21 protein-coding genes and 2 tRNA genes are annotated in these 24,285 nt (G+C 67.9%); 13 read left to right on the forward strand and 10 right to left on the reverse strand.

The window, feature by feature from the left end:
* Nucleotides 1-20: 20 nt before the first annotated feature.
* Both rnd and MC45_RS03340 read left to right on the forward strand, forming a co-directional pair.
* Nucleotides 21-1,196, forward strand: coding sequence for a ribonuclease D (rnd, locus tag MC45_RS03335; protein WP_038659490.1), 1,176 nt, complete (start codon nt 21-23; stop codon nt 1,194-1,196).
* Nucleotides 1,193-1,477: an I78 family peptidase inhibitor gene (locus MC45_RS03340; protein WP_038659494.1), complete on the forward strand. Its 285-nt coding sequence runs from the start codon at nt 1,193-1,195 to the stop codon at nt 1,475-1,477. Before rnd ends, MC45_RS03340 begins: the two co-directional genes overlap by 4 nt.
* Here MC45_RS03340 and MC45_RS03345 read toward each other — a convergent pair whose 3' ends face one another.
* From MC45_RS03345 to MC45_RS03360, 4 genes are all read right to left on the reverse strand, one after another.
* A complete protein-coding gene (locus MC45_RS03345; protein ID WP_038659496.1) occupies nt 1,478-2,941 on the reverse strand; it encodes a Ppx/GppA family phosphatase in 1,464 nt (487 codons plus the stop codon).
* Between the two features lie 133 nt (nt 2,942-3,074).
* Complete coding sequence (locus tag MC45_RS03350; RefSeq protein ID WP_038659499.1) at nt 3,075-5,240, reverse strand: RNA degradosome polyphosphate kinase; 2,166 nt, start codon at nt 5,238-5,240, stop codon at nt 3,075-3,077.
* A complete protein-coding gene (locus tag MC45_RS03355; RefSeq protein ID WP_038659502.1) occupies nt 5,237-5,875 on the reverse strand; it encodes an HdaA/DnaA family protein in 639 nt (212 codons plus the stop codon). Before MC45_RS03355 ends, MC45_RS03350 begins: the two co-directional genes overlap by 4 nt.
* Before the next feature lie 3 nt (nt 5,876-5,878).
* A complete protein-coding gene (locus MC45_RS03360; RefSeq protein ID WP_038659505.1) occupies nt 5,879-7,117 on the reverse strand; it encodes a hypothetical protein in 1,239 nt (412 codons plus the stop codon).
* 134 nt (nt 7,118-7,251) lie between these two features.
* On the opposite strand from MC45_RS03360, the gene purM reads away from it, so the two are divergent.
* The 4 genes from purM to MC45_RS03380 are packed head-to-tail and all read left to right on the forward strand — an operon-like array spanning nt 7,252 to nt 9,785.
* The gene (gene purM, locus MC45_RS03365) at nt 7,252-8,364 is read left to right on the forward strand and encodes a phosphoribosylformylglycinamidine cyclo-ligase (RefSeq protein ID WP_038659507.1); all 1,113 of its coding nucleotides are present in this window, start codon (nt 7,252-7,254) and stop codon (nt 8,362-8,364) included.
* The gene (purN, locus tag MC45_RS03370) at nt 8,357-8,911 is read left to right on the forward strand and encodes a phosphoribosylglycinamide formyltransferase (protein ID WP_038659510.1); all 555 of its coding nucleotides are present in this window, start codon (nt 8,357-8,359) and stop codon (nt 8,909-8,911) included. Before purM ends, purN begins: the two co-directional genes overlap by 8 nt.
* Nucleotides 8,908-9,198 carry a hypothetical protein gene (locus tag MC45_RS03375; protein ID WP_038659513.1) on the forward strand — a complete coding sequence of 97 codons (291 nt, stop codon included), beginning with the start codon at nt 8,908-8,910 and terminating at the stop codon, nt 9,196-9,198. Before purN ends, MC45_RS03375 begins: the two co-directional genes overlap by 4 nt.
* Nucleotides 9,195-9,785 carry a hypothetical protein gene (locus MC45_RS03380; RefSeq protein ID WP_038659516.1) on the forward strand — a complete coding sequence of 197 codons (591 nt, stop codon included), beginning with the start codon at nt 9,195-9,197 and terminating at the stop codon, nt 9,783-9,785. Before MC45_RS03375 ends, MC45_RS03380 begins: the two co-directional genes overlap by 4 nt.
* On the opposite strand, the gene MC45_RS03385 is transcribed toward MC45_RS03380, so the two are convergent.
* Complete coding sequence (locus MC45_RS03385; RefSeq protein WP_081974318.1) at nt 9,782-11,053, reverse strand: methyltransferase family protein; 1,272 nt, start codon at nt 11,051-11,053, stop codon at nt 9,782-9,784. The two genes, MC45_RS03380 and MC45_RS03385, sit on opposite strands and share 4 nt — an antisense overlap.
* A gap of 129 nt (nt 11,054-11,182) precedes the next feature.
* On the opposite strand from MC45_RS03385, the gene MC45_RS03390 reads away from it, so the two are divergent.
* Nucleotides 11,183-11,256, forward strand: a tRNA-Gly gene (locus tag MC45_RS03390).
* A gap of 53 nt (nt 11,257-11,309) precedes the next feature.
* Here MC45_RS03390 and MC45_RS03395 read toward each other — a convergent pair.
* The 4 genes from MC45_RS03395 to MC45_RS03410 all read right to left on the reverse strand — a co-directional run bounded on the left by MC45_RS03395 (nt 11,310) and on the right by MC45_RS03410 (nt 14,128).
* Complete coding sequence (locus MC45_RS03395; protein ID WP_038659519.1) at nt 11,310-12,095, reverse strand: SDR family NAD(P)-dependent oxidoreductase; 786 nt, start codon at nt 12,093-12,095, stop codon at nt 11,310-11,312.
* Between the two features lie 28 nt (nt 12,096-12,123).
* Nucleotides 12,124-13,305, reverse strand: coding sequence for a zinc-dependent alcohol dehydrogenase (locus MC45_RS03400; protein WP_038659522.1), 1,182 nt, complete (start codon nt 13,303-13,305; stop codon nt 12,124-12,126).
* Nucleotides 13,302-13,877: an SRPBCC family protein gene (locus tag MC45_RS03405; protein ID WP_038659524.1), complete on the reverse strand. Its 576-nt coding sequence runs from the start codon at nt 13,875-13,877 to the stop codon at nt 13,302-13,304. The genes MC45_RS03400 and MC45_RS03405 overlap by 4 nt, the downstream gene beginning before the upstream one ends.
* 165 nt (nt 13,878-14,042) lie before the next feature.
* Nucleotides 14,043-14,128, reverse strand: a tRNA-Tyr gene (locus tag MC45_RS03410).
* 152 nt (nt 14,129-14,280) lie between these two features.
* Between MC45_RS03410 and MC45_RS03415 the strand changes: the two genes are divergently transcribed.
* Both MC45_RS03415 and rlmB read left to right on the forward strand, forming a co-directional pair.
* Nucleotides 14,281-15,876 carry a M20/M25/M40 family metallo-hydrolase gene (locus tag MC45_RS03415; protein WP_038659527.1) on the forward strand — a complete coding sequence of 532 codons (1,596 nt, stop codon included), beginning with the start codon at nt 14,281-14,283 and terminating at the stop codon, nt 15,874-15,876.
* A gap of 33 nt (nt 15,877-15,909) precedes the next feature.
* Nucleotides 15,910-16,653: a 23S rRNA (guanosine(2251)-2'-O)-methyltransferase RlmB gene (rlmB, locus tag MC45_RS03420; protein WP_038659530.1), complete on the forward strand. Its 744-nt coding sequence runs from the start codon at nt 15,910-15,912 to the stop codon at nt 16,651-16,653.
* 146 nt (nt 16,654-16,799) lie between these two features.
* Here rlmB and MC45_RS03425 read toward each other — a convergent pair whose 3' ends face one another.
* Nucleotides 16,800-17,117: a 2Fe-2S iron-sulfur cluster-binding protein gene (locus MC45_RS03425; RefSeq protein WP_038659532.1), complete on the reverse strand. Its 318-nt coding sequence runs from the start codon at nt 17,115-17,117 to the stop codon at nt 16,800-16,802.
* Nucleotides 17,118-17,174: 57 nt separating this feature from the next.
* On the opposite strand from MC45_RS03425, the gene MC45_RS03430 reads away from it, so the two are divergent.
* From MC45_RS03430 to glgB, 4 genes are all read left to right on the forward strand, one after another.
* The gene (locus MC45_RS03430) at nt 17,175-17,810 is read left to right on the forward strand and encodes a DNA-3-methyladenine glycosylase family protein (RefSeq protein WP_038659535.1); all 636 of its coding nucleotides are present in this window, start codon (nt 17,175-17,177) and stop codon (nt 17,808-17,810) included.
* A gap of 466 nt (nt 17,811-18,276) precedes the next feature.
* The gene (locus MC45_RS03435) at nt 18,277-19,584 is read left to right on the forward strand and encodes an Nramp family divalent metal transporter (protein ID WP_038659538.1); all 1,308 of its coding nucleotides are present in this window, start codon (nt 18,277-18,279) and stop codon (nt 19,582-19,584) included.
* A gap of 85 nt (nt 19,585-19,669) precedes the next feature.
* On the forward strand, nt 19,670-22,108 hold the full coding sequence (locus tag MC45_RS03440; RefSeq protein WP_038659541.1) for a glycogen/starch/alpha-glucan phosphorylase: 2,439 nt from the start codon (nt 19,670-19,672) through the stop codon (nt 22,106-22,108).
* Nucleotides 22,105-24,270 (forward strand): 1,4-alpha-glucan branching protein GlgB, encoded by a 2,166-nt coding sequence (gene glgB / locus MC45_RS03445; RefSeq protein ID WP_038659544.1) that lies wholly within the window; start codon nt 22,105-22,107, stop codon nt 24,268-24,270. The genes MC45_RS03440 and glgB overlap by 4 nt, the downstream gene beginning before the upstream one ends.
* The last annotated feature ends 15 nt before the right edge of the window (nt 24,271-24,285 follow it).

A 24,285-nucleotide genomic window follows, 5' to 3' on the forward strand; every position in this document is an offset into this window, starting at 1 on the left:
CGTGTGGCTATGGCAATGCCATGCATATCCACCCGTTGATTACAGACAGCGCCAGCCTCGCCAATCTGTGTGCCCGCCTCGCCAATGCCGACTTCGTGACCGTCGACACCGAATTCATGCGCGAGAGCACCTATTACCCCGAATTGTGCCTGATCCAGATCGCCGACGTGAACGAGGCGGCGGCGATCGATCCGATGGCGCCGGGGCTCGACATGACGCCGCTGCTGGAATTGCTCACCGAGAATCAGGACGTGCTCAAGGTGGTCCATGCCGGCGGGCAGGACATCGAGATCATCTACAATCTTACCGGCAAGACGCCGCATCCGCTGTTCGATACGCAGGTCGCGGCGATGGCGCTGGGGCAAGGCGAGCAGATCGGCTATTCCAACCTAGTCGACAGCTGGCTCGGCATCGTCGTCGACAAGGGCGCGCGCTTCACCGACTGGGCGCGGCGGCCGCTCGATGCGCGGCAGATCGAATATGCGATCGGCGACGTGACGCATCTCGCGGTGATCTTCCCCAAGATGCTCGAACGGCTGCGCAAGACCGGGCGCGGCGTGTGGCTCGACCAGGAGATGGAGCGGCTCGCCGACCCGGCCAATTACGCCAACGATCCCGATCAGGCGTGGAAGCGCGTGCGCATCTCCGGGCGCAAGCCCGACGTGCTCGGGCGGCTCAAGGCGCTGGCGCGCTGGCGCGAGCTGGAGGCGCAGTCGAAGGACCTGCCGCGCGGGCGGATCGTCAAGGACGAGACGCTGGGCGACATCGCCGGCCATCCGCCGCGCAAACAGGCCGATCTCGCCAAGGTGCGCGGCCTGTCGGCGACCTGGGCGTCGAACGATATCGGCGGGCGGCTGATGGCGGCGATCGAATCGGCGGCACCGCTTGGCGCCGACGAGCTGCCGCCGCGCGACGACCGCAAGCCGGGGCTGGGCAAGGAGGGCGCGCTGGTCGCCGATCTGCTCAAACTGCTGCTCAAGATCCGCTCGCGCGATATCGACGTCGCGTCGCGCCTGCTGGCGCGGTCGGAAGAGCTGGAAGCGCTCGCCGCCGGGGTGCGCACCGGGTTGCCGATGCTGGAGGGCTGGCGGTTCGACCAGTTCGGGCGCGATGCGCTCGATCTGGTCGAGGGGCGGCTCGGCTTCGCAGTGCGCGGCGGCAAGCTCAAGATGACGCGAACGGAGGAAGCAGCATGATGCGGTTGGCCTTTCTACTGCCGGTGCTTGCGGCAGGATGTGCGACGATGCCCGCGCCCGAGCCCGAACGCGGCCCGTGCGTGATCGACGAGGCGGTCAAGATCCGCTTCGCAGGCGTCAAATTCCGCGAGCGGATGCGGCCCGAGATCGAGCATATGACGCATTCGGCGATCTCGCGGTTGATCCATCCCGACGACGTCACGACGCAGGATTTCCGCGTCGACCGGCTGAACATCCTGCTCGACGACGGCGGGCTGATCAGCGGACTGAAGTGCGGCTGATCACCTGATCGCGAGGCGCGGCTTGCGCTTGAGCGCCGTGGCCAGCGCGGCGTGGCGGCGCTCGACCGTCTCGGCATAGAGCGGCCGGTCCGCCTCGGTCAGCGACAAGGCGACGTGGCCGGGGACCAGCGCCAGCGACGCGCGCTGCAGCGGCCCGGCGAGACCGGCGCTGAACCGCTGGCCTAAGCGGATCGCCAGCCCCCAGTCGATCGCCAGCGCGATCTGGCCGGTGCTGGCGAGGCCGGCGAGCAGGGGATGCGGCGTCGTGCTGCCGCCGAGGCTGGTGTGCAGCGCCTGCGCGAGCATCGCGCGTTCGGGCGCGTCTATCGCCACCCAATTGCCGTGCAGCGCGACCTCGAAGCCGCGCTCGTCGCGGAATTCGGGATTGGCGCGCCAGCCGGTATCGGCGAGCAGGCAGGCGGCGTGGCGGATCCGCGAAGGCTCCGGCGTATCGTCGGGGAAGAGCGGTGCGATCCAGGCGGCGAGCAGGTCGCCGTGCTCGGCGAAGCGGCCGAGCAATTTGCCCTCCTCGCGCGCGGCGACGATCAACGGGTCGAGCGCCCGCGTTTTCGGATCAAGCGTCGCATAGAGCAACCCCTCGCGGAGGCCGAAGGTCGAGGCCATCGCGCTTGCCGAGCCGAGTTCGCGCATCACCACCGACAGCAGCGCGGTGGCGTCGCCGAGCTGCGCGGCGCGAACCGACGACATGCCGGGCACGCTGCGCAGCCGCGGGCGCGAGAGGTGCGCGATGCTGCGGCCGAGGCGACCGACGGTTTCGGGCGCGAGGCTGTAGCCATGAATGATCGGCAGCGGATAATGCGTCAGGCTCATGTCGAGCCGTGCCAGCGCGCGCCACGATCCGCCGACCATGTAGAGCGGAAGGCCCCTGCCCCGCCCGGTCCAGCCCGCCTCGGCGATCAGCCGGGTGACGTGGCGGTCGAACGCCGGGCCACGGCTGGAGCGCAGCGCGGCGATACGCAGCACGCCGAGCGGGAAGGAAATGCGATCGGTGACGGTGCCGGCGACGACGCGGACGAGTTCGAGGCTGCCGCCACCGAGATCGCCGACGATGCCGTCCGCATCGGGGATCGCCGACAGCACCCCCATGCCCGCGGCGGTCGCCTCCTGCTCGCCGGAAAGGAGCTCGACGGTGAGGCCGAGGTCCTTCGCGGCGGCGATGAAGGCGGCACCATTGCTCGCGTCGCGCACCGCGGCGGTGGCGACGGTGCGGACGGGGGCGTCCATTTCGCGGGCGACCATCGCGAAACGGCGCAGCGCGCCGATCGCGAGCGCCATGCTGTCCGCGTCGATCGCGCCGGTCGCGGCGAGGCTGCGGCCGAGCCCGGCCATCACCTTTTCGTTGAACAGCGTCGCGGGGATGCGCGGATGGCCCTGATACACAACCAGCCGCACCGAATTGGAGCCGATGTCGATGATGCCGGTGCGGGGATAGGGGTCGGTCATTGCCGGTTCAACAGCCGGCGCGGGCTGGTGTTCAGATGCGGGTTTGTCGCGCAGCGTCGTGATGAACGGCAAACGGACCATCAGCGGGCGTCCGCGGCGGGCCGCACACCCCGGACCCCGCCCCGATCCGCCGTCATCGCCGCCGCCGCAGCGCCAGCGTCGGCACCGCGTTGCTTTCCGCCAGCGCCGCGCCGCGGCCGGAGAGCGACGGGTTGGTCATGAAATAGCGGTGGAGGTTGAACGGCTTGTCGCCCGGCGTCTCGCGGACGTAGCGACCGTCCGATTCCAGCTCCCAGCTTTGTTCGGTGTCGATGAGGTTGGCGACCATCACCTGGTCGAGCACCTGGTCGTGCACCGTCGGATTCTCGATCGGCAGCATATATTCGACGCGCCGGTCGAAATTGCGCGGCATCCAGTCGGCCGACGAGATGAACACCTTCGCGCCATCGTTGGGCAGCGCGGCGCCGTTGCCGAAGCAGAAGATGCGGCTGTGTTCGAGGAAGCGGCCGATGATCGACTTGACGCGGATATGTTCGGACATGCCCGGTACGCCGGGGCGCAGGCAGCAGATGCCGCGGATGATCAGGTCGATCTCGACCCCCGCGCCGCTCGCCTCGTACAATTTGTCGATGATCGCGGGATCGACGAGGCTGTTCATCTTCGCCCATACCGCCCCGGTCTTGCCGGCCCGCGCATTGGCGATCTCGACGTCGATGAGGTCGAGCAGCTTCTGGCGCAGGTCGCGGGGCGAGAGGCTGAGTTTGGTGATGTCGGTCGGTTCGACATAACCGGTGACGTAGTTGAACATCTGCGCCGCATCGCGCCCCATCCGCGGATCGGCCGTGAAGAAGCTGAGATCGGTATAGATGCGCGCCGTGACCGGGTGATAATTGCCGGTGCCGAAGTGGCAATAGGTGCGGAACCGGCCATCCTCGCGGCGCACCACCATGGAGACCTTGGCGTGCGTCTTCCATTCGAGGAAGCCGTAGACGACCTGTACGCCGGCGCGTTCGAGCGCGCTCGCCCACAGGATGTTCTGCTCCTCGTCGAAGCGAGCGCGCAGTTCGACCACCGCGGTGACCGACTTGCCCGCCTCGGCGGCGGCGATCAGCGCGTTGATCACCGCGGGCTGCTTGCCCGCGCGATACAGTGTCTGCTTGATCGCGATGACGTCGGGGTCGAGCGCCGCCTGTTTGAGGAAGGCGAGGACGACGTCGAACGTCTCATAGGGGTGATGGACGATGATGTCCTTCGCGCGGATCGCCGCGAAGCAATCGCCGCCGAATTCGCGGATGCGCTCGGGGAAGCGGGGCACGAAGGGCAGGAACTTGAGGTCGGGGCGATCCTCGTCGATCACCGCGTCGAGATCGCCGATGCTGAGCAGATTGCCGCTCTCGGTGATCGTCGCATCGGCGCCGCCCAGTTCGTGGCGCAGCACCTTGGCGAGCGCGTCGGGCATCCCCGTCTCGAGTTCGAGCCGGATGACGCGGCCGCGGCGACGACGCTTGATCGCATTGGCGAAGTAACGGACGAGATCCTCCGCCTCCTCGTCGATCTCGATGTCGCTGTCGCGCAGTACACGGAAGGCGGCGGCACCGACCAGCGTATAGCCGGGGAAGAGTACCGGGGCGAAGCGCTTGAGCAGCGCCTCGATCGACACGTAGCGTGCGGGCTCGCCGGGCAGGCGGACGAAGCGCGGCGCACTTGCCGGGATCATCACCAGCTCGCGTACCGGCTCGCCGTCCGAATCGCGCACGACGTCGAACATCACCGACAGCCCCTTGTTGGGGATGAACGGGAAAGGATGCGCGGGATCGAGCGCCTGCGGCGTGAGGATTGGGAAAATCTGTTCGCGGAAATGCGCCTCGAGCCATTCGGCGTCTTCCGCGTCGACCTCGTCGCGGCGCAGGACGTGGAGGCCGGCCTCGTCGAGCAGGGTGCGCAGATCGCCCCACACCGCCTGCTGGCTCGCCATCAGCGCATCCGCCTCGCGGGTGATCGCGGCAAGCTGTTGCCCCGGCGTCAGACCGTCCGACGAGCGGCGGTCGACGTCCTTGAGCTGCTGCCCCTTCAGGCCGGCGACGCGGACCATGAAGAATTCGTCGAGATTGTTGCCCGAGATCGACAGGAAGCGGAGCCGCTCGAGCAGCGGATGCGCCGGATTGCACGCTTCCTCGAGCACGCGCCGGTTGAAGGCGAGCCACGACAGCTCGCGATTGAAATAGCGATCGTTTACTTCGGGAACAAACGGATCGTCATCGGGAGCGGCGAGATGCGAGAGGTGGATTGGGCGTGTCATACTTCGGTCATAGGTAGCAACGGTTGCGGTTGCGTGACGATCCCCGCCGCGGTCAAAACAGTGCGCGCGAGCGGGATCGACAGGCGACGGCGGCTCTCCAGCACCTCCTGATCGAGCGCGTCGACGACGCGCTGGACGATGACGTGGCTGCGTTCGATCCGCGTGCTCAGCCAGCTCACCAGATCGGGCCGTGCGTCGAGCCCGCGACGGTTGAACAGATGCGCCAGCAATGCGGCGATCAGTTCGTCGTCGGGCGCGCCGATCGCGGCATGCGGGCTGGCGGCGAGGCGCGAGCGCAGATCGGGCAGTTTGACCGCCCAGCTCGGCGGCAGCGCGTCGGCGACGATGACCAGCGGCCGCCCCTCCGCCTGCGCCTGGTTCCAAGCGTGGAAGATCTGCGCCTCGGGCACCGCCTCGGCATCGTCGATGATCCGGCCCTGGCTCTTGGCGGCGAAGATGCGCGCGAGCAGGCTGCGGCCGGATTTCCGCGGGCCGGTCAGCACCGCCGCCATCACCGGCCAGCTCGCCCATTGCTCCAGCACCTGCGCGGCGCGGATGTTGGACGGGGTGACGAGAAAGGCGTCGTCCTTGGGGTCGGCCGGCCACCCGAGGGGCAGCGCCAATTGGTTGCTCATGCGTCAGCCGGTCGGACTGGCGGAGGCGGCGGGTGCCGGTGCCGCACGGCGGATGCGCAGCGTCTGGCCCGAACCGCTGACCTGATAACCGCGCACCTCCAGCGCCGCCCGCAACGCATCGGGATCACCGTCATAGGTGACGCGCATCAGCGACAGACCGCCGAGCGCGAGGCTGGTGGTGCTCGCCGCGCGGACGCCGGGGATGCTGCGCACCAGCCCTTCGGTGTTCGCCACCGCGCTCGCGCCCGGCGTCTCGAACTGGATGGTGAGCGGGATGCCGGCGTTGGCGGCGCCGGTGTCGCCGACGATCTCGGCGAGCGTCTCGCCGCTCGCCGCGTCGTCGATCGCGTCGGGGTCGACCACCGGCTCGGGCGGCGGCGGCGGCGACAAAGACGGGTCGACGCCGAGCGCGCCGCCGCGCAGCGCCTGCTGGAACAGCGCATCCATGCGGGTGACGCCGGTGTCGAGCAGTCGCGGCAGGCCGGCGGCACTGCCGACGCGCAGCGTGAAGCTGCCGATCAATTCGTTGTCGGGGCCGTGACGCGCCTGGAACACGCCGATCACCGGCCCGCCGGGATAGCTGCGATAGAGGCGGACGACGGGGATGAGAATGTCGGCGGCGCCATATTGGTCGATCACCGTCCGCCACCAGCCGCGCCCCGGTCGCGCGATCTGGCCGGCGTTGAGCAGCAGCGAATCGGCACCGTTGCCCGAGGGGCGGACGTAATCGACGGCGCTGTTGCCGGTGCGGAAGCGTGCCCAGGCCTCCTGCCAGTCGGTGCGCTGTTCGAACACCGTCTCGACCCCGCCCGACACCTGCAGCGGCAGGAGCAGCATCGGCCGCGACCGGTCCGAATAGGCGCTGATGCCGAGTACCGATGCGGCGCGGCTGCGGTTGAACAGCACGCCGAGCTTGGCGATGTAGCGGGTCGGGCCGAGCTGTTCGTTCTCGACGACGATGCCCGAGACGAGCTGGTCGAGCGTGCCGTCCGAGACGAGGCCACCGTCGCCGCCGAGCCGCTTCGAAAGCTGCACCCAGGCCTTGCGCTGCGCCAGCCGCCAGCCGCCGAGCCGCGCCGCCTGCGCCGTCCTGGCGGCGACGTCGACATCGACGCCGCTGACTTCGAAATCGCCCGAACTGTCGACCGGCGCGACGCCGCGCCCGCCCTCGATCTGCGCATAGGCGCCGGCGGCGAGCAGCAGGGCCGCACCGGCGAGCGAGGGAAACAGGGGGATGCGCATGTCGCGGGCCTTTTGGCGAAGCCGGCGGGTGATGCCAAGCAGGATGTGCGGCAACCGTCATTCCTCCGCCGGGCGGGAGCGGTATTCGGTTCGGCATTGCCAGCAACCATCGCAAATCGTAGCAGGCTGGCCGGATGAGCAACCCGCCCTCCCCGTCCGACCAGTCCTACACCTATGCCGATGCCGGCGTGTCGATCGCCGCGGGGAACGCGCTGGTCCGCGCGATCGGGCCGCTCGCCAAGGCGACGCGCCGGCCCGGTGCCGATGCCGAGCTCGGCGGCTTCGGCGGCATGTTCGACCTCAAGGCGGCCGGGTTCAACGACCCGCTGCTCGTCGCCGCCAACGACGGCGTCGGCACCAAGCTCAAGCTCGCGATCGAATGGGACCGGCACGAAGGCGTCGGCGTCGACCTCGTCGCGATGTGCGCCAACGATCTGATCGTCCAGGGCGCCGAGCCTTTGTTCTTCCTCGATTATTATGCGACTGCCAAGCTCGACAACGGCATCGCCGAGCGCGTCGTCGCGTCGATCGCCGAGGGCTGCCGGCAGGCGGGCTGCGCGCTGATCGGGGGCGAGACCGCCGAGATGCCCGGCATGTATGCGCCGGGCGATTACGACCTCGCCGGCTTCTGCGTCGGCGCGGTCGAGCGCGACCGCGTGCTGACCGGGCGCGAGATCGCCGCGGGCGACGTGATCCTCGGCCTCGCCTCGTCGGGCGTCCATTCCAACGGCTTCTCGCTCGTCCGCCGGCTGGCGGCGGATCGCGGCTGGAAGCTCGACCGTCCCGCGCTGTTCGATGCCGACCGGCTGCTGATCGACATCCTGATGGCGCCGACGCGTATCTACGTCGCCAGCCTGCTGCCGCTGCTGCGCGAGGGTGCGATCAAGGGGCTGGCGCATATCACGGGCGGCGGTCTGCTCGAGAACATCCCGCGCGTGCTGCCCGATGGCGCGCATGCGGTGATCGATGCCGATGCGTGGGAGCAGTCGCGGCTGATGGCCTTCCTCCAGGCGCAGGGCGCGATCGAGCCCGAGGAGATGGCGCGCACCTTCAACTGCGGGATCGGCATGGCGGTGGTCGTCGCGGCGGAGCGTGCCGAGGCGGTCGCGGCGGCGCTGTCCGCGGCCGGCGAGACGGTGCATCGCATCGGCGCCGTCGAGGCGGGGACGCGCGGCTGCACCGTGCGCGGCTCGACCGAGACGTGGAGCGCCCGGAGCGACTGGACGGCAACGCACCACCATGGCTGATGCGAAGACGGTCGGCATCCTGATCTCGGGACGCGGCTCGAACATGATGGCGCTGGTCGAGGCGGGGATCCCCGTCGCGCTGGTCGCCTCCGATAAGCCCGACGCGGCCGGTCTTGGCTGGGCGCGAGGGCGCGGCATCGCGACCTTCGCCTTGTCGCCCAAGGGAATCGGCAAGGCTGCTTATGAGGCGCAGCTCGACGCGGCGCTGCGCGAGGCGGGGTGCGAGGTGATCGCGCTCGCCGGCTATATGCGGCTGCTGTCGGACGCATTCGTCGCACGATGGCGCGACCGGATCGTCAACATCCATCCTTCGCTGCTGCCCAAATACAAGGGGCTCGACACCCATGCGCGGGCGATCACCGCCGGCGATGCGGTCGCCGGCTGTTCGGTGCATATCGTCACCGAGGAACTGGACGGCGGCGCGCTGCTCGGCCAAGCCGAGGTGCCGGTGCTGGCCGGCGACACCCCCGATACGCTCGCCGCGCGGGTGCTCGCCGCCGAACACCGTCTGTATCCCCAGATCCTCAAGGAATTCGTGACGCGATGACCGACGTTTCCCCTGTCCTGGCGCGGGTACGCGCCGTCGCCCTGCTGCTGCCCGACGTCGAGGAGCGTACGCAGGATGGCCACAGCTTCGTCGTCGGCGACGCCGCCTTCGTGCGGGTGCGCGATGGGGAGAATGGTGCGGCCGTGGTGCAGGTGCTCGACGACGTCCACCATTGGGCCGATGTCGCGATCGGCGCGGATACCGACTGGACGCTGGTCGAGGACCGGATCGCGCATAGCTGGGAGCTCGCCGCGCCGCGCGACCTGCTCGAAGCGGGCGGGCGATGAGCGAGACGCGCGATCAGGCGCAGACCCGCCGGCGCTGGATCACGCTCGCCGAGGTGGTCGCGGTCGCCGGCGTCGTGATCGCCGCGCTGACGCTCTACAGCAACTGGCAGGACCGCAAGCAGGCCGCCGCCGACAAGGCGATCGAACAGGCGAGCGCGACGCGCGACAAGACGCGCTTCGTGCTGCGCGGCGCGCCCGACAAGGACAAGCGGACGATCGTGCTGGCGCGCGAGGAGGCGCATCCGCTCGGCGACATCCGCGTCAGCTTCCCCACCGCGCTCGGCGTGTCGCCGCAGGATTCGGTGACGCAGACGATCCCGGCGGACTGGTTCGACAAGGCGCTGCGCCAGGCGACCGACGGTGGCGCGGACGACCTGACCGGGCGGTTGCCGGTACTGATCCGCTACACCTATTTCACCGACGACCAGCCGACGACGCGGCAGGCGATCTACGACATCGTCTGGCATACCCGGCCGCAGCGCTTCCAGGGCCGCAAGGTCGAGCTGCTCGACCTCCGGCTGCGCGAGACCGGCGGCAACCAGAAGCGCGTCGACGCGCTGTGGACGAAGGATAAGCCGAAGGTCTAGCGTCCGACCAGCCAGCGGCCGAAGCGCGGCACCGCGCCGTATCGCGTCATCCAGTCGCTATAGGCGCGATAGACCGGGTCGAGGCCGAGGTGGCGTTCCTCGGTGCGCGCGCGCCAGTAATAGATGCCGCTGACCACGCCCATCAGCGCGGTCGCGCGCACCGCGTCGACCAGGCTGCCCGTCGTCAGGATCGGCACGGTCGACAGCCACCAGAACAGGTTCTTCGACAGATAGGCCGGGTGACGCGACCAGGCATAGGGACCGTGCGTCAGGATGCCGCGGTGGGTGAGGTTGGAGAAGCGCAGCCCGAATGCGACCGTCGCCCAGGCGTAGACCGCGGTCAGCAGCACGAGGATGGCGCCCCATGACGCCAAGACGGTCGGGTGGCCGGCGAACCATGACGTCCAGTCCTGCGTCCCCGGATGATAGTCGAGCGGGCCGCCCGCCTCCATCAGGATGAACGGCGGATAGCACATCAGCGCGGCGGTCCAGGCGGCGGCATAGGGGTTGGCGCTGCGGATGTGCGCGTCGAGCGGGCGCAGCGTCAGGATATAGCCGACGGTGGCGAAGCTGACGTCGATGACGAACATCAGCCCGATCAGCCATTGCGCGAGCGCGACGGGATCGCGGAGGCTCGCCCGATCGGTGTGGATGAAGCCCGCCCAATTGCCCGGCAACACCGCGAGCATGAAGGCGAGGAAGAACGCCTTGACCGCCCAGGCGCGCAGATGGCCGTAGATCGCCTCGGGCATGACGCCGGGCTGGCCGGTTAGCCACGCGCCGAGGTGCCAGGCGCCGTCGCGCGGCTCGACCAGATAGCGGTCGATCCATAGCACATAGGGCATTGCGAACACCGCGACGACCGGCATGACCCAGCCGAAGCACCACATGGCGAACGCGAAATTGCCGTCCCAATAGAAGCGGCCGATGCCGTAGAGGAAGGCGATGCCGCCCCAGGTGAGATACAGGCCGGCGAGCTTGGTCAGGCTGACGTCGCGGCGTTCGACCAGCGGGCGTGGGTTATGCCAGTCGATGCCGGTGCTGGCGCGGCGATGCACCTTGTCGACCAGCAGCGACCAGCCGATCATCGGCAGCGCGCAGGCGACGAGCGCGACCAGCGCCGCATAGGGGCCGTCCATGCCGATCGCGAGCGCCGCCACCAGCCAGCCGAACAGCCCGGCGATGCCGGCAAGTCCGACGCCATGGCCGACCGCCGATGCGGGTCGTACCTCGGCCGGTCCGGCTGCCTGCTCGGTGTCATGCTCCATGCCGGTGGCTTAGCGGGGCAACGGTAAGCAAGCCATGAACCACGGCATGCCACGATCTTGGGTCTTGACCCCGCATGCCGGGCGACGATAAGCCGCCGCTCGATCGACGCCTGCGGGTCGTCAGGTCGTGCGGGTATAGTACAATGGTAGTACAGCAGCCTTCCAAGCTGAATACACGGGTTCGATTCCCGTTACCCGCTCCACCCTCCCGAGCGCGGACGGCTGCGGCCGACGACCGGCCACAGCCGCCGCACGATCAATGGTCGGCGGTACCGGGTTCCGCCATCTTGCGATGCTGTTCGGCGAGCACCGCATTGGGGGTGACGTTCGCCACCGCCGACTGGATCTTGTTCTTCCAGCCCGAAACGATCGCGGCCTTGCCCTCCATCAGCGCGTCCCAGCCGTCGGCGGCGACCTTGGCGGGGTCGTCCTTGTTGGGATCGCTGCCGACATCGGTGTCGAGCATGTCGCCACGCGCGAAGAACTCGGTGTCGGTCGGCCCCGGCATCAGATTGGTGAGCGTGACGCCGTCGGCATCCTTGATCTCGTTCTGCAGGGCGGCGACGAAGCTGTCGAGAAACGCCTTGCTGCCGTTGTAGACCGCCTGGAACGCGCCCGGGATGTAGCCGGCGATCGAGCCGGTCACGAGCACCTTGCCGTCGTTGCGCGCGACCATGTCGCGGAGCACCTTCTGCAGCAGATAGGCGGTGCCGGTGATGTTGGTGTCGACCACCGCACGCCAATCCTCGACCTTCTGGTCGAGGAAGGCGTGGCCGAGACCGCGGCCGGCATTGGCGCAGAGCAGGTCGATCCGCCGCCCGCCCGCGGCGTCGAGCAGACGGTCGACGCCTTCGGGCGTCGACAGATCGGCCTCGAGCGCCTGCACGTCATGCTCATACTGGCGGAAGTCGGCCGCGGCCGATTCGATCAGCGGTTCGTCGGCGACGACGAGGATGTCGTAGCCGTTGCGCGCCGCGAGCGAGGCGAGTTCGAAGCCGATGCCGGTCGAGGCGCCGGTGATGATCGCGAATTTGTCAGCCATGTTCGATTATCCTTGCAAGGCGTTGAGGTCAGCCGACCATGTCCGGCTTCAGCACGATCTTGGTCGTTTCGTTCTGGTGGTTCTTAAACAAGTCGTAGCCCTTGGGCGCATCGGTCAGCGGCATGCGGTGCGAGATCAGGAACTCGGTATCGATCTTGTCTTCCAGAATCGCGTTGAGCAGCGCCGGCATGTAATGCTGGACGTGGGTTTGGCCGGTCTTGAGCGTCAGCCCCTTTTCCATGAACGCGCCGAGCGGGAATTTGTCGACGAAGCCGCCATAGACCGCCGGCATCGAGACGCGTCCGCCCTTGCGGCAGGCGATGATCGCCTGACGGATCGAATGCGGGCGATCGGTGCCGAGGAAGGTCGACGCCTTGATCTGGTCGATGATGTTGTCGACGAACATGCCGTGCGCTTCCAGCCCGACCGCGTCGATCACCGCATCGGGGCCGATGCCCCCGGTCATCTCCATCAACGCCTCATAGGTGGCGCTTTCCTCGAAGTTGATCGTCTCCGCGCCGAAGCGCTTGGCGAGTTCGAGGCGATGCGGGAAATGGTCGATCGCGATGACCCGCTCGGCGCCCATCAGGAACGCCGATTGCACCGCGAACAGCCCGACCGGGCCGCAGCCCCAGACCGCGACCGTGTCGCCCGGCTCTATCTGCGCATATTCGGCCGCCTGCCAGCCGGTTGGCAGGATGTCCGACAGGAACAGCACCTTGTCGTCAGACACGCCGTCGGGGATGACGATCGGGCCGACGTCGCTGAACGGCACGCGGACATATTCCGCCTGGCCGCCCGCATAGCCGCCGGTCATGTGGCTGTAGCCGAACAGGCCGGACATCTCGTGGCCGTACAGCTCCTGCGCGATATCCTGATTGTCGGCGGGCAGGCCGTTGGGACAGGCCGAATATTGATGCTTGCCGCAATGGTAGCAGCTGCCGCAGGCGATGGTGAACGGCACCACGACGCGCTGGCCCTTCTTGAGCGTCGACTTGGCGCCGACCTCGACCACTTCGCCCATGAACTCGTGGCCGAGGATGTCGCCCGCCTGCATCGTCGGGATGTAGCCGTCGTAGAGGTGGAGGTCGGAGCCGCAGATCGCGGTGGAGGTGACCTTGATGATGCAGTCGCGATCGTTGACGATCTCGGGATCGTCGACGGTGTCGATGCGGACGTCGTGCTTACCGTGCCATGCGAGCGCTTTCACAGGCCCATCTCCTCGAACTGCTTGGGGTTCATCGCGGGCGTGGCGATCTCGCCGGTCTCCATGAGCTGCTTGAAGCGGCGCAGGTCGCGGCGGGCCTGGATGGCGGGCTCGCGCTGGAACATCTTGGCGATCAGCTTGCCGACGATGCCGCCGGGCGGGTCGTAGGCGATCGTCGCGGTCACCACCGTGCCGCGTGGACCGGCGTCGCGGAACTCGATGCGGCCGGAGTTGGCGACGTCGGCACCGGGTTCGGAGGTCCAGGCGATCAGCCGGTCCTGCTCCTCCTGCGTGATCCGCGCGTCCCATGCGACGGTCGCGCCGGCGGGGGCCTTGACCACCCAATGCGACAGCTTGGCGTCGACGACGTCGATCGAGACCACATTCTCCATGAAGTGCGGCAGGTTCGTGAAGTCTCGGAAAAAGTCATAAAGTTCACGCACAGGCCGGTTGATCGTCACCGATCGGCCGGCGACCGCACTGCCCTGCCCCTCGATCAGCGAGGCGGTGGTGGCGTCGGCGGCGTCGCCGTGCTTGTAGGTCGTGGGGGGCGCGTCATCGCGTCGGTCGGTCATGCTGGTCTCCCTGCGCAAGACCGCTCCAACCCGTCTGGAGTCGCACCCGTTCCTATCGTTACGCGTGTGGATTCAAATAGATAAAGCTGATTTTACCATGCGGCGCGGGGCGTTTCCGATCGGCGGCGGCGCTGGGTGCAGGCCCTCCCCGCCGAAGCGGGGAGGTGGTGGACAGGGCTGGATTCGAACCAGCGTACGCTTGCACGGGCAGATTTACAGTCTGCTGCCTTTAACCACTCGGCCACCTGTCCAGATGGGCCGCTTCGCTGAAGCGAGGCGGCCTATTGGCGAAGCGAAACGCGGCTGTCAACGCGCCCGCGGCGGTTTTTCGCATCGCCCTCGCCGGCTTGCGCGAACCGCGACCGCCGCCTAGCACCGGCCGCAACGTTCGCCGGGGACCTTCATGCGCCACTTCCTGCTCGCCACCGCCGCCCTTTGCCTCGCCCTGCCCGCCGCGGCGCAGGATCGCGCCGCGCTGGCGACGATCATCGATCAGGGCACCAACCACAGCCAGGTGGTGCAGACCGCGCAATATCTCACCGACGTGATCGGCCCGCGCCTCGCCAATTCGCCGGGTGCGCGCGCCGCGGAGGCATGGACGCAGGGCAAGTTCCGCGAATGGGGACTGCGCAACGTCCGCAAGGAGGGGTTCGCCTTCGGCCGCGGCTGGGCGATCGAGCGCGCGAGCGTGCGGATGGTGACGCCGCGCGCGGTCCAGCTCACCGCGATTCCCGTCGCCTGGACGCCGGGGACCAACGGCACGATCACCGCGCCCGTCGTCGTCGCGCCGATCGCGCGCGAACGCGATTTCGCCAAATATCGCGGCCAGTTGCGCGGCAAGATCGTGATGGTCACGCTGCCCCGCGCCGCCAAGGACCCGACCGATCCCGATTTCCGCCGGCTGACCGGCGACGATATCGCGAAGCTCGACCAGTTCCAGCAGCCCGAATACGACCCCGCCAGCATCAACCGCCGCGCCAAGCGGCTCGATTACACCAAGAAGCTCGATGCCTTCCTGAAGGCCGAGGGCGCCGTCGCGATGGCGACGATGTCGTATCGCGACGGCAAGCTCGTCCATGGCGAAGGCTATCTGTTCGGTGTCGGCGACACCGCCACGCTGCCCGCGGTACAGATCGCGCAGGAGGATTATCTGCGCCTCGCCCGGCTCGCCAAGATGGGCCCGGCGCCGACGCTGGAGTTCATTAGCGACGTCCGTTTCGACGATGGCGACGTTAACGCCTATAACGTCATCGCCGAGATCCCCGGCACCGACCCCAAGGCCGGCTATGTCATGGCGGGCGCGCATCTCGACAGCTGGGTGGCCGGCGACGGCGCGGCGGACAATGGCGCGGGCTCGGCCGAGGTGATGGAGGCGGCGCGCATCCTCGCCGCCAGCGGCGTGCGGCCGAAGCGGACGATCCGCTTCGTGCTATGGGGCGCGGAAGAGGAAGGGCTGCTCGGCAGCCTCGCTTATACCAAGGCGCATCTCGCCCGCCGCGGTGCGCCGTCGGAACAGCCGGCCGGCGCCGATTATGGCTTCTCGGATCGCTGGCCGATCGTGCCGCTGCCCGGCCATGGCGAGCTCGCCGCCTATTTCAACATCGACAACGGCTCGGGCAAGCTGCGCGGCCTGTATGCCGAGAACAATCCGGCGGTGGTGCCGATCTTCCGCGAATGGCTCGCGCCGCTCGCGTCGATGGGCGCGGCCAACGTCGTCGCGCGGCAGACCGGCGGCACCGATCACGTGCTGCTCCAGCAGGTCGGCATCCCCGGCTTCCAGTTCGTCCAGGACCCGCTCGATTACGGCAGCCGCGTCCATCATTCGTCGGTCGACACGTTCGACCATCTCAAACCCGAGGATCTGCGGCAGGGATCGATCGTCCTCGCCGCGGTCTTGCTCTCCGCCGCCAACGCCGACAAGGCGCTGCCCCGTCCGCCGCTGCCGACGCAGCCGGTGGTCACCGACCCCTTTGCCTATAGCGATGCCAATGATGACTGACACCATGACCCCGATCCCCGCGAGCGCCCGCTGATGGCGCGCCGTGGCCACCGCCCGTCGACCGGCACCGCCAACCGCCCCAAATTCTGGGGCCGTCATCCGGTGACGGCGGCGCTCGCCAATCCCAACCGGGTCGTGCGCAAATTGTGGGGGACGCGCGAGGCGCTGTCTTCGCTCGACATTCCGGCGTCGATGCCCGTCGTCTATGCCGATGTCGCCGATCTCGGCCGGCTGGTGCCGTCCGACGCGCCGCATCAGGGGCTCGTCGCCGAGGTCGAGCCGCTCGAGGACAGCTGGCTCGCCGATCTGCTGATCGAGGGCAAGGACGACCAAAGGCCGCTGGTGGTGCTCGATCAGGTCACCGATCCGCACAACGTCGGCGCGATCCTGCGCTCGGCGGCGGCATTCGACGCGCTCGGCATCGTCACGCAGGACCGCCATGCGCCGCCGGAGAGCGGCACGGTGGCACGCGCCGCCTCGGGCGCGCTGGAGACGGTGCCGTGGGTGCGCGTCGTCAACCTCGCGCGCGCGCTGGAGGAGATCGCCGAGGCGGGCTTCTGGCGGATCGGCCTCACCGGCCATGCCGAGCAGACGCTGGCGCAGGCGATGGGGACGCAGCGGATCTGCATCGTGCTCGGCGCCGAGGGCGAGGGCATGCGCCAGAATACCGAGGCGCATTGCGACGAACTCGCCAAGCTGCCGATCAGCGAGAAGGTGGAGAGCCTGAACGTCTCGAACGCCGCGGCGATCGCGCTGTATGCGGTGGCGGCGCGGTAGACGCATTCGCCTTGATCGTCATCCCCGCGAAGGCGGGGATCCATATACGCTGACGCCGCGGCTCAAGCCGGGTCAGAGGGTATGGATCCCCGCCTTCGCGGGGATGACGGTAGGGATTTAGACTACGATCCTAGACGAGATACCGATCAATCCTCCCCCGCGATCGTCACCTTCAGGCCGTCGAGGGCCGGGGTCATCTGGATCTGGCACGACAGGCGCGAGGTCGCGTTGCGCTCGTCGCTCGAATCGAGCAGGTCGTCCTCGTCCGGACCCATCGCCGGCAACCGGTCCGCGAAGGCCGGATCGACATGGACGTGGCAGGTCGCGCAGCTGCAGCAGCCGCCGCATAGCGCGAGCAATTCGTCGATCCCCGCGTCGCGGATCACTTCCATCACCGACAGGCCGGCTTCGCCGTTGATTTCGCGTTCTTCCCCCTCGCGCGTGACGACGATAAGCTTGGGCATGACAGTCTCCGATAAAGGTGTCGCCGGCCATGCCGCGCGACGGGTCAAGGATCAAGCATGGGCCTGAGCGCCGAACAGATTCGCGCGGCGATGGACGCACTTGCGCTGACCGAACCCGCCTTCGCCGCCGGCCTCGCCCGCGTCGGCTATCCGCCGCCGCGCATCCGCGAGCGCGGCTATGCGACCTTGCTGCGCACGATCCTCGGCCAGCAGGTCAGCGTCGCCTCCGCCGCGGCGGTCTATCGCAAGCTCGAGACGCTGGTCGGCGATCCCGGCGATCCGCATACCATCCTCGCGGCCAGCGACGAGACGCTGCGCGCCGCCGGCCTGTCGCGGCAGAAGGCGAGCTATGCGCGCAGCCTCGCCGAGGAAGTGACCAGCAAGCGGCTCGATCTCGACCACCTGCCGGCGGACGACGAGGAGGCGATCGCACAGCTCGTCCGGGTGAAGGGGATCGGCCGCTGGTCGGCGGAAATCTATCTGCTGTTCGCCGAGGGGCGCGAGGACGTCTGGCCGGCGGGCGATCTCGCGGTGCAGATCGAGGTCGGGCGGCTGCTCGGCCATGACGAGCGGCCGTCGGAGAAAGTGACGCGCGCGCTGGCCGAGGCGTGGCGGCCGCATCGCGGCGCGTTGGCGATCTTCACATGGCACCATTATGGCGCAGGTCCCGACGTGGATGCGGCGCCGGTCTAGGCGGGGTCGATTTTCGATATTCGCTGTCTCCGTCGCCCTTTCGTGACCCCGGGGTCGGCTAGCACCCCTGCGGAAGCCTCCATCATCGGTTAGATCAGCGCAGTGCTCCTGCGGACGCAGGAGCCCAGAGCCAAGTGCTACAACGTCTGATGGCGTGCGTGACTCCTGGGCTCCTGCTTTCGCAGGAGCACTGGGCTCTCGCAGATGTCTGGGCTCGGGGGTGCCGCTTTTTCGCGATCGGTCCTCGACGAACATAGCGGGACCCCGGATCAAGTCCGGGGTGACGAAGCTGGGATGGCGAGGCCGCGTGCGAGTGAACGTCGATCCGACAGCCCGCGTGGTGGGTGTGGGCGGGCGCAAGTCTCTGATCCGTCGCCTCTCCCTCGTCCGATCGTTGCAGCCGATTGATCCGGCCGACGCTCTCGCACCTTGCCCGCGCGCGCGGCTTCCGCCACACACCGGCGCCATGACGCCACCCGCTTCTGCCCCAGCCGTTTCCCTCAGTGGCAGTCATCGCAGCATCGCATTGCCCGTCGGCGGCGCCGGCTGGCGGCGGCTCGCGGCATTCATGGGGCCGGGCTTCCTCGTCGCGGTCGGCTATATGGACCCGGGCAATTGGGCGACCGACATCGCCGGCGGTTCGGCGTTCGGCTATACCCTGCTGTCGGTCATCCTGCTGTCCAACCTGATGGCGATCGTGTTGCAGGCGCTGTCGGTGCGGCTCGGCGTCGCCGCGGGGCTCGACCTCGCGCAGGCGTGCCGGGCCTATTATTCCAAGCCGGTCTCGCTCGTCCTCTGGCTGCTCGCCGAAGTGGCGATCATCGCCTGCGATCTCGCCGAGGTGCTCGGCACCGCGATCGCGCTGCAATTGCTGTTCGGGATTCCGCTGGTCTGGGGGGTGATCGTCACCGCGCTCGACGTGTTCCTGATCCTCGCGCTGCAACGCTACGGCTTCCGCAAGATCGAGGCGTTCATCCTCGCCCTGCTCGTCCTCATCGCCGGCTGCTTCGCCTTCGAGCTGTTCTACGCCAAGCCCGACATAAGCGCGGTGCTCGCCGGGCTGGTGCCGACGCCGGGGATCGTCACCGATCCCGCCAAACTCTATCTCGCGATCGGCATCCTCGGCGCGACGGTGATGCCGCACAATCTCTACCTCCATTCGTCGATCGTCCAGACCCGCGCCTTCGCGCCGACCGACGAGGGCAAGGCGGAGGCCGCCAAGCTGGCGACGATCGACAGCACGATCGCGCTCGGCCTCGCCTTCTTCATCAACGCCGCGATTCTGATCGTCGCCGCCGCGGTGTTCCACACCGCCGGCCGCACCGAGATCGCCGAGATCGACGAAGCCTATCGCCTGCTCGCGCCGATGATGGGCGTCGGCGCCGCCAGCCTCGTGTTCGGCGTCGCGCTGCTCGCGTCGGGGCAGAATTCGACCGTCACCGGCACGCTCGCCGGACAGATCGTGATGGAAGGGTTCCTCAATCTGCGGCTGCCGGTGTGGCTGCGGCGGATGGTGACGCGACTGCTCGCGATCATTCCGGCGGTGTTCGTCGTCGGCCTGTCGGGCGACGGCGGTGCGACCAGATTGCTGGTGCTCAGCCAGGTGGTGCTCAGCCTGCAATTGCCGTTCGCGGTGGTGCCGCTGGTGCTGTTCACCGGCCAGACGCGGGTGATGGGGCGGTTCGTCAGCCCGTTATGGTTGCGCGTCGTCGCATGGGCGATCGCCGCGATCATCATCGGGCTTAACCTGACGTTGCTGATCGGCATGCTCTAAGTCCGGGTCGGCGGCATTCGCGGACGATCGCCCCGCCCTCTTCGCCCCGCCCTCTCCTTCGCCTTCCTCTTGCATCGGATATGCCGTGACAGACAGCCAAGCCGCCGCACCGACCGCACTCGACCCCCGCCCGGCCCTCGCCTCGGCGATCGTCGACACGCTCGTCCACCGCATCGGCAAGGACGCGCAGGCGGCGCGGCCGCACGACTGGCTCGCCGCGACGATCCTGACGCTGCGCAACGAGATCATCGAACGCTGGATGGAATCGACCAAGGCGGCGCATGCCGCCGGGGCGAAGCGCGTCTATTATCTCAGCCTCGAATTTCTGATCGGCCGGCTGCTGCGCGATGCGCTGTCCAACCTGCGCCATAACGACGAAGTGGCGGCGGCGCTGGCCAGTCTTGGCGTCGACCTCGCCGCGATCGAGGAGATCGAGCCCGACGCGGCGCTGGGCAACGGCGGGCTCGGGCGGCTGGCGGCCTGTTTCATGGAGAGCCTCGCCAGCCTCGACCTGCCTGCTTACGGTTATGGCATCCGCTATGTGAACGGCATGTTCCGCCAGCGGCTCGACGACGGCTGGCAGGTCGAGCTGCCCGAGAACTGGCTCGCGCACGGCAATCCGTGGGAGTTCGAGCGGCGGGAGAGCGCCTATTTCGTCGGCTTCGGCGGCGAGGTGACGGCGACGACGTCGGGCCAGGTCCATTGGTCGCCGATCGAAGCGGTCGAGGCGGTCGCGGTCGATACGCCGATGGTCGGCTGGCGCGGCAAACGCGTCAACACGCTGCGGCTGTGGAACGCCCGCGCCTTCGACCCGATCAAGCTCGACCGGTTCAACGCCGGCGATTTCGAGGGCGCGCTCGCCGGACAGATGCGCGCCGAGACGCTGACCCGAGTGCTCTATCCCAACGACAGCACGCCCGCGGGGCAGGAATTGCGGCTGCGACAGGAATATTTCTTCTCCTCCGCCTCGATCCAGGACATCGTCCGCCGGCACCTGCAATATTTCGGCGACATCCGCACCTTGCCCGAGAAGGCGGCGATCCAGCTCAACGACACCCATCCCGCAGTGGCGGTCGCCGAGCTGATGCGGTTGCTCACCGATTTCCACGAACTGTCGTTCGACGAGGCGTGGGAGATCACGCGGGCAACCTTCGGCTATACCAACCATACGCTGCTGCCCGAGGCGCTGGAGAGCTGGCCGCTGCCATTGTTCGAGCGCCTGCTGCCGCGGCACATGCAGATCGTCTATGCGATCAACGCCAGGCTGCTGCGCGAGGCGAGCAAGGTCGACGGCATCGACGGCAATGCGATCGCCGCGATCAGCCTGATCGACGAGGGCGGCGAGCGGCGCGTGCGGATGGCGAACCTCGCCTTCGCCGGCAGCCACAGCGTCAACGGCGTCGCGGCGCTGCACACCGAATTGATGAAGAAGACGGTCTTTGCCGACCTTCACCGGCTGTATCCCGACCGGATCAACAACAAGACCAACGGCATCACGCCGCGCCGCTGGTTGCAGCAATGCAATCCCGGCCTGACCGGCCTGCTGGTCGAGGCGATCGGCGAGGATTTCAAGGACGACGCCGCCCGCCTGACCGCGCTCGCGCCCTTCGCGAATGATTCATCGTTCCGGGAGCGTTTCGCTATGGTTAAGCGTTCCAACAAGGTGACGCTCTCGACCTACATCAAGGACAGCATGGGTCTGACGTTGGACCCCGATGCGATCTTCGATGTGCAGATCAAGCGGATCCACGAATACAAACGCCAGTTGCTCGGCATCGTCGAGGCGGTCGCGCTGTACGACCAGATCCGCAGCCATCCCGAACGCAACTGGACGCCGCGCGTCAAGCTGTTCGCCGGCAAGGCGGCGTCGAGCTATCATACCGCCAAGCTCGTCATCAAACTGGCCAATGACGTCGCCAAGCGGATCAACGCCGACCCCGCGGTCGGCGACCTGCTCAAGGTGGCGTTCGTCCCCAATTACAACGTCAGCCTCGCCGAGAAGATCATCCCCGCCGCCGATCTGTCCGAACAGATCTCGACCGCGGGCATGGAGGCGTCGGGCACCGGCAATATGAAGTTCGCGCTCAACGGGGCGCTGACCATCGGCACGCTCGACGGCGCCAATATCGAGATCAAGGATCATGTCGGCGACGACAATATCTTCATCTTCGGCCTCACCGCCGACGAAGTCGCCGAGAAGCGCGCCAGCGGCTATCGCGGCCGGCAGGTGATCGAGGGATCGCGCGAGCTGGCGCAGGCGGTCAATGCGATCGCCTCGGGCGTGTTCTCGCCCGACGATCCCGATCGCTACAAGGGGTTGATGGACGGGCTGTACGAGCATGACTGGTTCATGCTCGCCGCCGATTTCGACGCCTATGCCGCCGCGCAGCGCGAGGTCGACGCCAAGTTCGGTGACACGGCGGCGTGGGGCCGTTCGGCGGTGATCAACGTCGCCAATATGGGCTGGTTCTCGTCGGACCGGACGATCGGCGAATATGCGAAACAAATCTGGGGGGTGATGTGAAACCACCGCGTGGCGCCATCGCCGCATTGCTGGAAGGGCGCCACGACGATCCGTTTTCGTTGCTCGGCACGTTCGCCGGGCCGCAGGGGACGTTCGGACGCGCCTGGATCCCCGGTGCCGAAACCGCCGAGGCGCATGATCTGGCCGGCAAGCCGCTCGGCGTGCTGACGCGGATCGAGGATGCCGGCCTGTTCGAGGGGCCGATCGCCGGCGATCCGCAGCCGGTGAAATACAAGGCGCAGGGGTTCGGCGCCGAATGGTGGGTCACCGATCCCTACAGCTTCGGCCCGGTGCTCGGCCCGACCGACGATTATCTGATCGCCGAAGGCTCGCACTTCCGCCTCTACGACAAGATGGGCGCGCATCTGATCGCGCATGAGGGCGCGAGCGGCGTGCATTTCGCGGTCTGGGCGCCGAATGCGCGACGCGTCTCGGTGGTCGGCGACTTCAACGACTGGAACGACACGCGCCACGTCATGCGCCGCCGCAGCGACATCGGCGTGTGGGAGATCTTCCTGCCCGATGTCGGCGCGGGACGCAGCTACAAGTTCGCGATCGTCGGCCCCGACGGCACGCTGCAACCGCTCAAGGCCGATCCCTTCGCCTTCGCCGCCGAGCTGCGGCCGAAGACCGCGTCGATCACCACCGCCCCGCCCGCGCACGTCTGGGGCGACGAGGCACATCGCGCGACTTGGGCGAAGGTCGATCCGCGGCGCGTACCGGTCAGCATCTACGAGGTCCATGCAGGCAGCTGGGACAAGGACGAGAACGGCTGGTATCTGTCGTGGGACGCGCTCGCCGACCGGCTGATCCCCTATGTCGTCGATCTCGGCTTCACGCATATCGAGTTCATGCCGATCAGCGAGCATCCCTATGATCCGTCATGGGGCTATCAGACGACCGGCCTCTACGCGCCGTCTGCGCGGTTCGGCGATCCCGACGGTTTCGCGCGCTTCGTCGACGGCGCGCACCGTGCCGGCATCGGCGTGCTGCTCGACTGGGTGCCGGCGCATTTCCCGGTCGACCCGCACGGCCTCACCCGCTTCGACGGCACCGCTTTGTACGAGCATGAGGATCCGCGGCTCGGCTTCCATCCCGACTGGAACACCGCGATCTACAATTTCGGGCGCCGCGAAGTGCGCTCGTTCCTCATCAACAACGCGCTGTTCTGGCCGGAACGCTATCATGTCGACGGCCTGCGCGTCGATGCGGTCGCCTCGATGCTCTACCGCGATTACAGCCGCGAGGCGGGCGAATGGATCCCCAACGAGGACGGTGGCCGCGAGAATTGGGAGGCGGTCAGCTTCCTGCGCGAGATGAACCGCGCGGTCTATGGCAAGGACGACGGCGTTTTCACCGTCGCCGAGGAATCGACGAGCTGGCCGGGCGTGTCGATGCCCGCATTCGAAGAGGGGCCGCGTGAATCGCTCGGCTTCGGGTTCAAGTGGAACATGGGCTGGATGCACGACACGCTCCAGTATTTCGCGCGCGAGCCGGTGCATCGCCGCCATCATCACGGCGAGATCACCTTCGGCTTCGTCTATGCCTTCGACGAGAATTTCGTGCTGCCGCTGAGCCACGACGAGGTGGTGCACGGCAAGGGATCGCTGCTGACCAAAATGGCGGGCGACGACTGGCAACAATTCGCCAATCTGCGCGCTTATTATGCCTTCATGTGGGGCTATCCGGGCAAGAAGCTGCTGTTCATGGGCCAGGAGTTCGCACAGCGGCAGGAATGGAGCGAGGAGCGCGCGCTCGACTGGCATCTCGGCCATTCGGCGGCGCATGGCGGCGTGCGCAAGCTCGTCCGCGATCTCAACCGCCTCTACCGCGACACCCCGGCCTTGCATGCGCGCGACTGCGAGCCCGAGGGGTTCGAATGGCTGATCGGCGACGACGCCGCCAATTCGGTCTTCGCCTGGCTGCGCAAGGCGCCGGGTGAGCAGCCGGTCGCGGTGATCGCCAATCTAACGCCGGTGGCGCGCGCGCCCTATCGCATCCCGCTGCCGCAGGACGGACGCTGGCGCGAGATCATCAATTCCGATGCGCACGACTATTGGGGTTCCGGCCTCGGCAATCTCGGCGGGGTCGAGGCCAAGGACGGTGCGGCGTGGGTGACGCTGCCGCCGCTGGCGACGGTCATGTTGCAATTCGACGGCTGATCGCGCCCCGCGCGC

Origin of the sequence: Sphingomonas taxi, from assembly GCF_000764535.1 — a bacterium.
In the GTDB taxonomy this organism is placed as follows: Bacteria; Pseudomonadota; Alphaproteobacteria; order Sphingomonadales; family Sphingomonadaceae; genus Sphingomonas; species Sphingomonas taxi.

What these genes read in the sequence shown, in the direction of transcription:
- rnd (WP_038659490.1), top strand. Translation starts at nt 21, where the DNA reads ATGCATATCCACCCGTTGATTACAGACAGCGCCAGCCTCGCCAATCTG.
- MC45_RS03340 (WP_038659494.1), top strand. Translation starts at nt 1,193, where the DNA reads ATGATGCGGTTGGCCTTTCTACTGCCGGTGCTTGCGGCAGGATGTGCG.
- MC45_RS03345 (WP_038659496.1), bottom strand. Translation starts at nt 2,941, where the DNA reads ATGACCGACCCCTATCCCCGCACCGGCATCATCGACATCGGCTCCAAT.
- MC45_RS03350 (WP_038659499.1), bottom strand. Translation starts at nt 5,240, where the DNA reads ATGACACGCCCAATCCACCTCTCGCATCTCGCCGCTCCCGATGACGAT.
- MC45_RS03355 (WP_038659502.1), bottom strand. Translation starts at nt 5,875, where the DNA reads ATGAGCAACCAATTGGCGCTGCCCCTCGGGTGGCCGGCCGACCCCAAG.
- MC45_RS03360 (WP_038659505.1), bottom strand. Translation starts at nt 7,117, where the DNA reads ATGCGCATCCCCCTGTTTCCCTCGCTCGCCGGTGCGGCCCTGCTGCTC.
- purM (WP_038659507.1), top strand. Translation starts at nt 7,252, where the DNA reads ATGAGCAACCCGCCCTCCCCGTCCGACCAGTCCTACACCTATGCCGAT.
- purN (WP_038659510.1), top strand. Translation starts at nt 8,357, where the DNA reads ATGGCTGATGCGAAGACGGTCGGCATCCTGATCTCGGGACGCGGCTCG.
- MC45_RS03375 (WP_038659513.1), top strand. Translation starts at nt 8,908, where the DNA reads ATGACCGACGTTTCCCCTGTCCTGGCGCGGGTACGCGCCGTCGCCCTG.
- MC45_RS03380 (WP_038659516.1), top strand. Translation starts at nt 9,195, where the DNA reads ATGAGCGAGACGCGCGATCAGGCGCAGACCCGCCGGCGCTGGATCACG.
- MC45_RS03385 (WP_081974318.1), bottom strand. Translation starts at nt 11,053, where the DNA reads ATGGAGCATGACACCGAGCAGGCAGCCGGACCGGCCGAGGTACGACCC.
- MC45_RS03395 (WP_038659519.1), bottom strand. Translation starts at nt 12,095, where the DNA reads ATGGCTGACAAATTCGCGATCATCACCGGCGCCTCGACCGGCATCGGC.
- MC45_RS03405 (WP_038659524.1), bottom strand. Translation starts at nt 13,877, where the DNA reads ATGACCGACCGACGCGATGACGCGCCCCCCACGACCTACAAGCACGGC.
- MC45_RS03415 (WP_038659527.1), top strand. Translation starts at nt 14,281, where the DNA reads ATGCGCCACTTCCTGCTCGCCACCGCCGCCCTTTGCCTCGCCCTGCCC.
- rlmB (WP_038659530.1), top strand. Translation starts at nt 15,910, where the DNA reads ATGGCGCGCCGTGGCCACCGCCCGTCGACCGGCACCGCCAACCGCCCC.
- MC45_RS03425 (WP_038659532.1), bottom strand. Translation starts at nt 17,117, where the DNA reads ATGCCCAAGCTTATCGTCGTCACGCGCGAGGGGGAAGAACGCGAAATC.
- MC45_RS03430 (WP_038659535.1), top strand. Translation starts at nt 17,175, where the DNA reads ATGGGCCTGAGCGCCGAACAGATTCGCGCGGCGATGGACGCACTTGCG.
- MC45_RS03435 (WP_038659538.1), top strand. Translation starts at nt 18,277, where the DNA reads ATGACGCCACCCGCTTCTGCCCCAGCCGTTTCCCTCAGTGGCAGTCAT.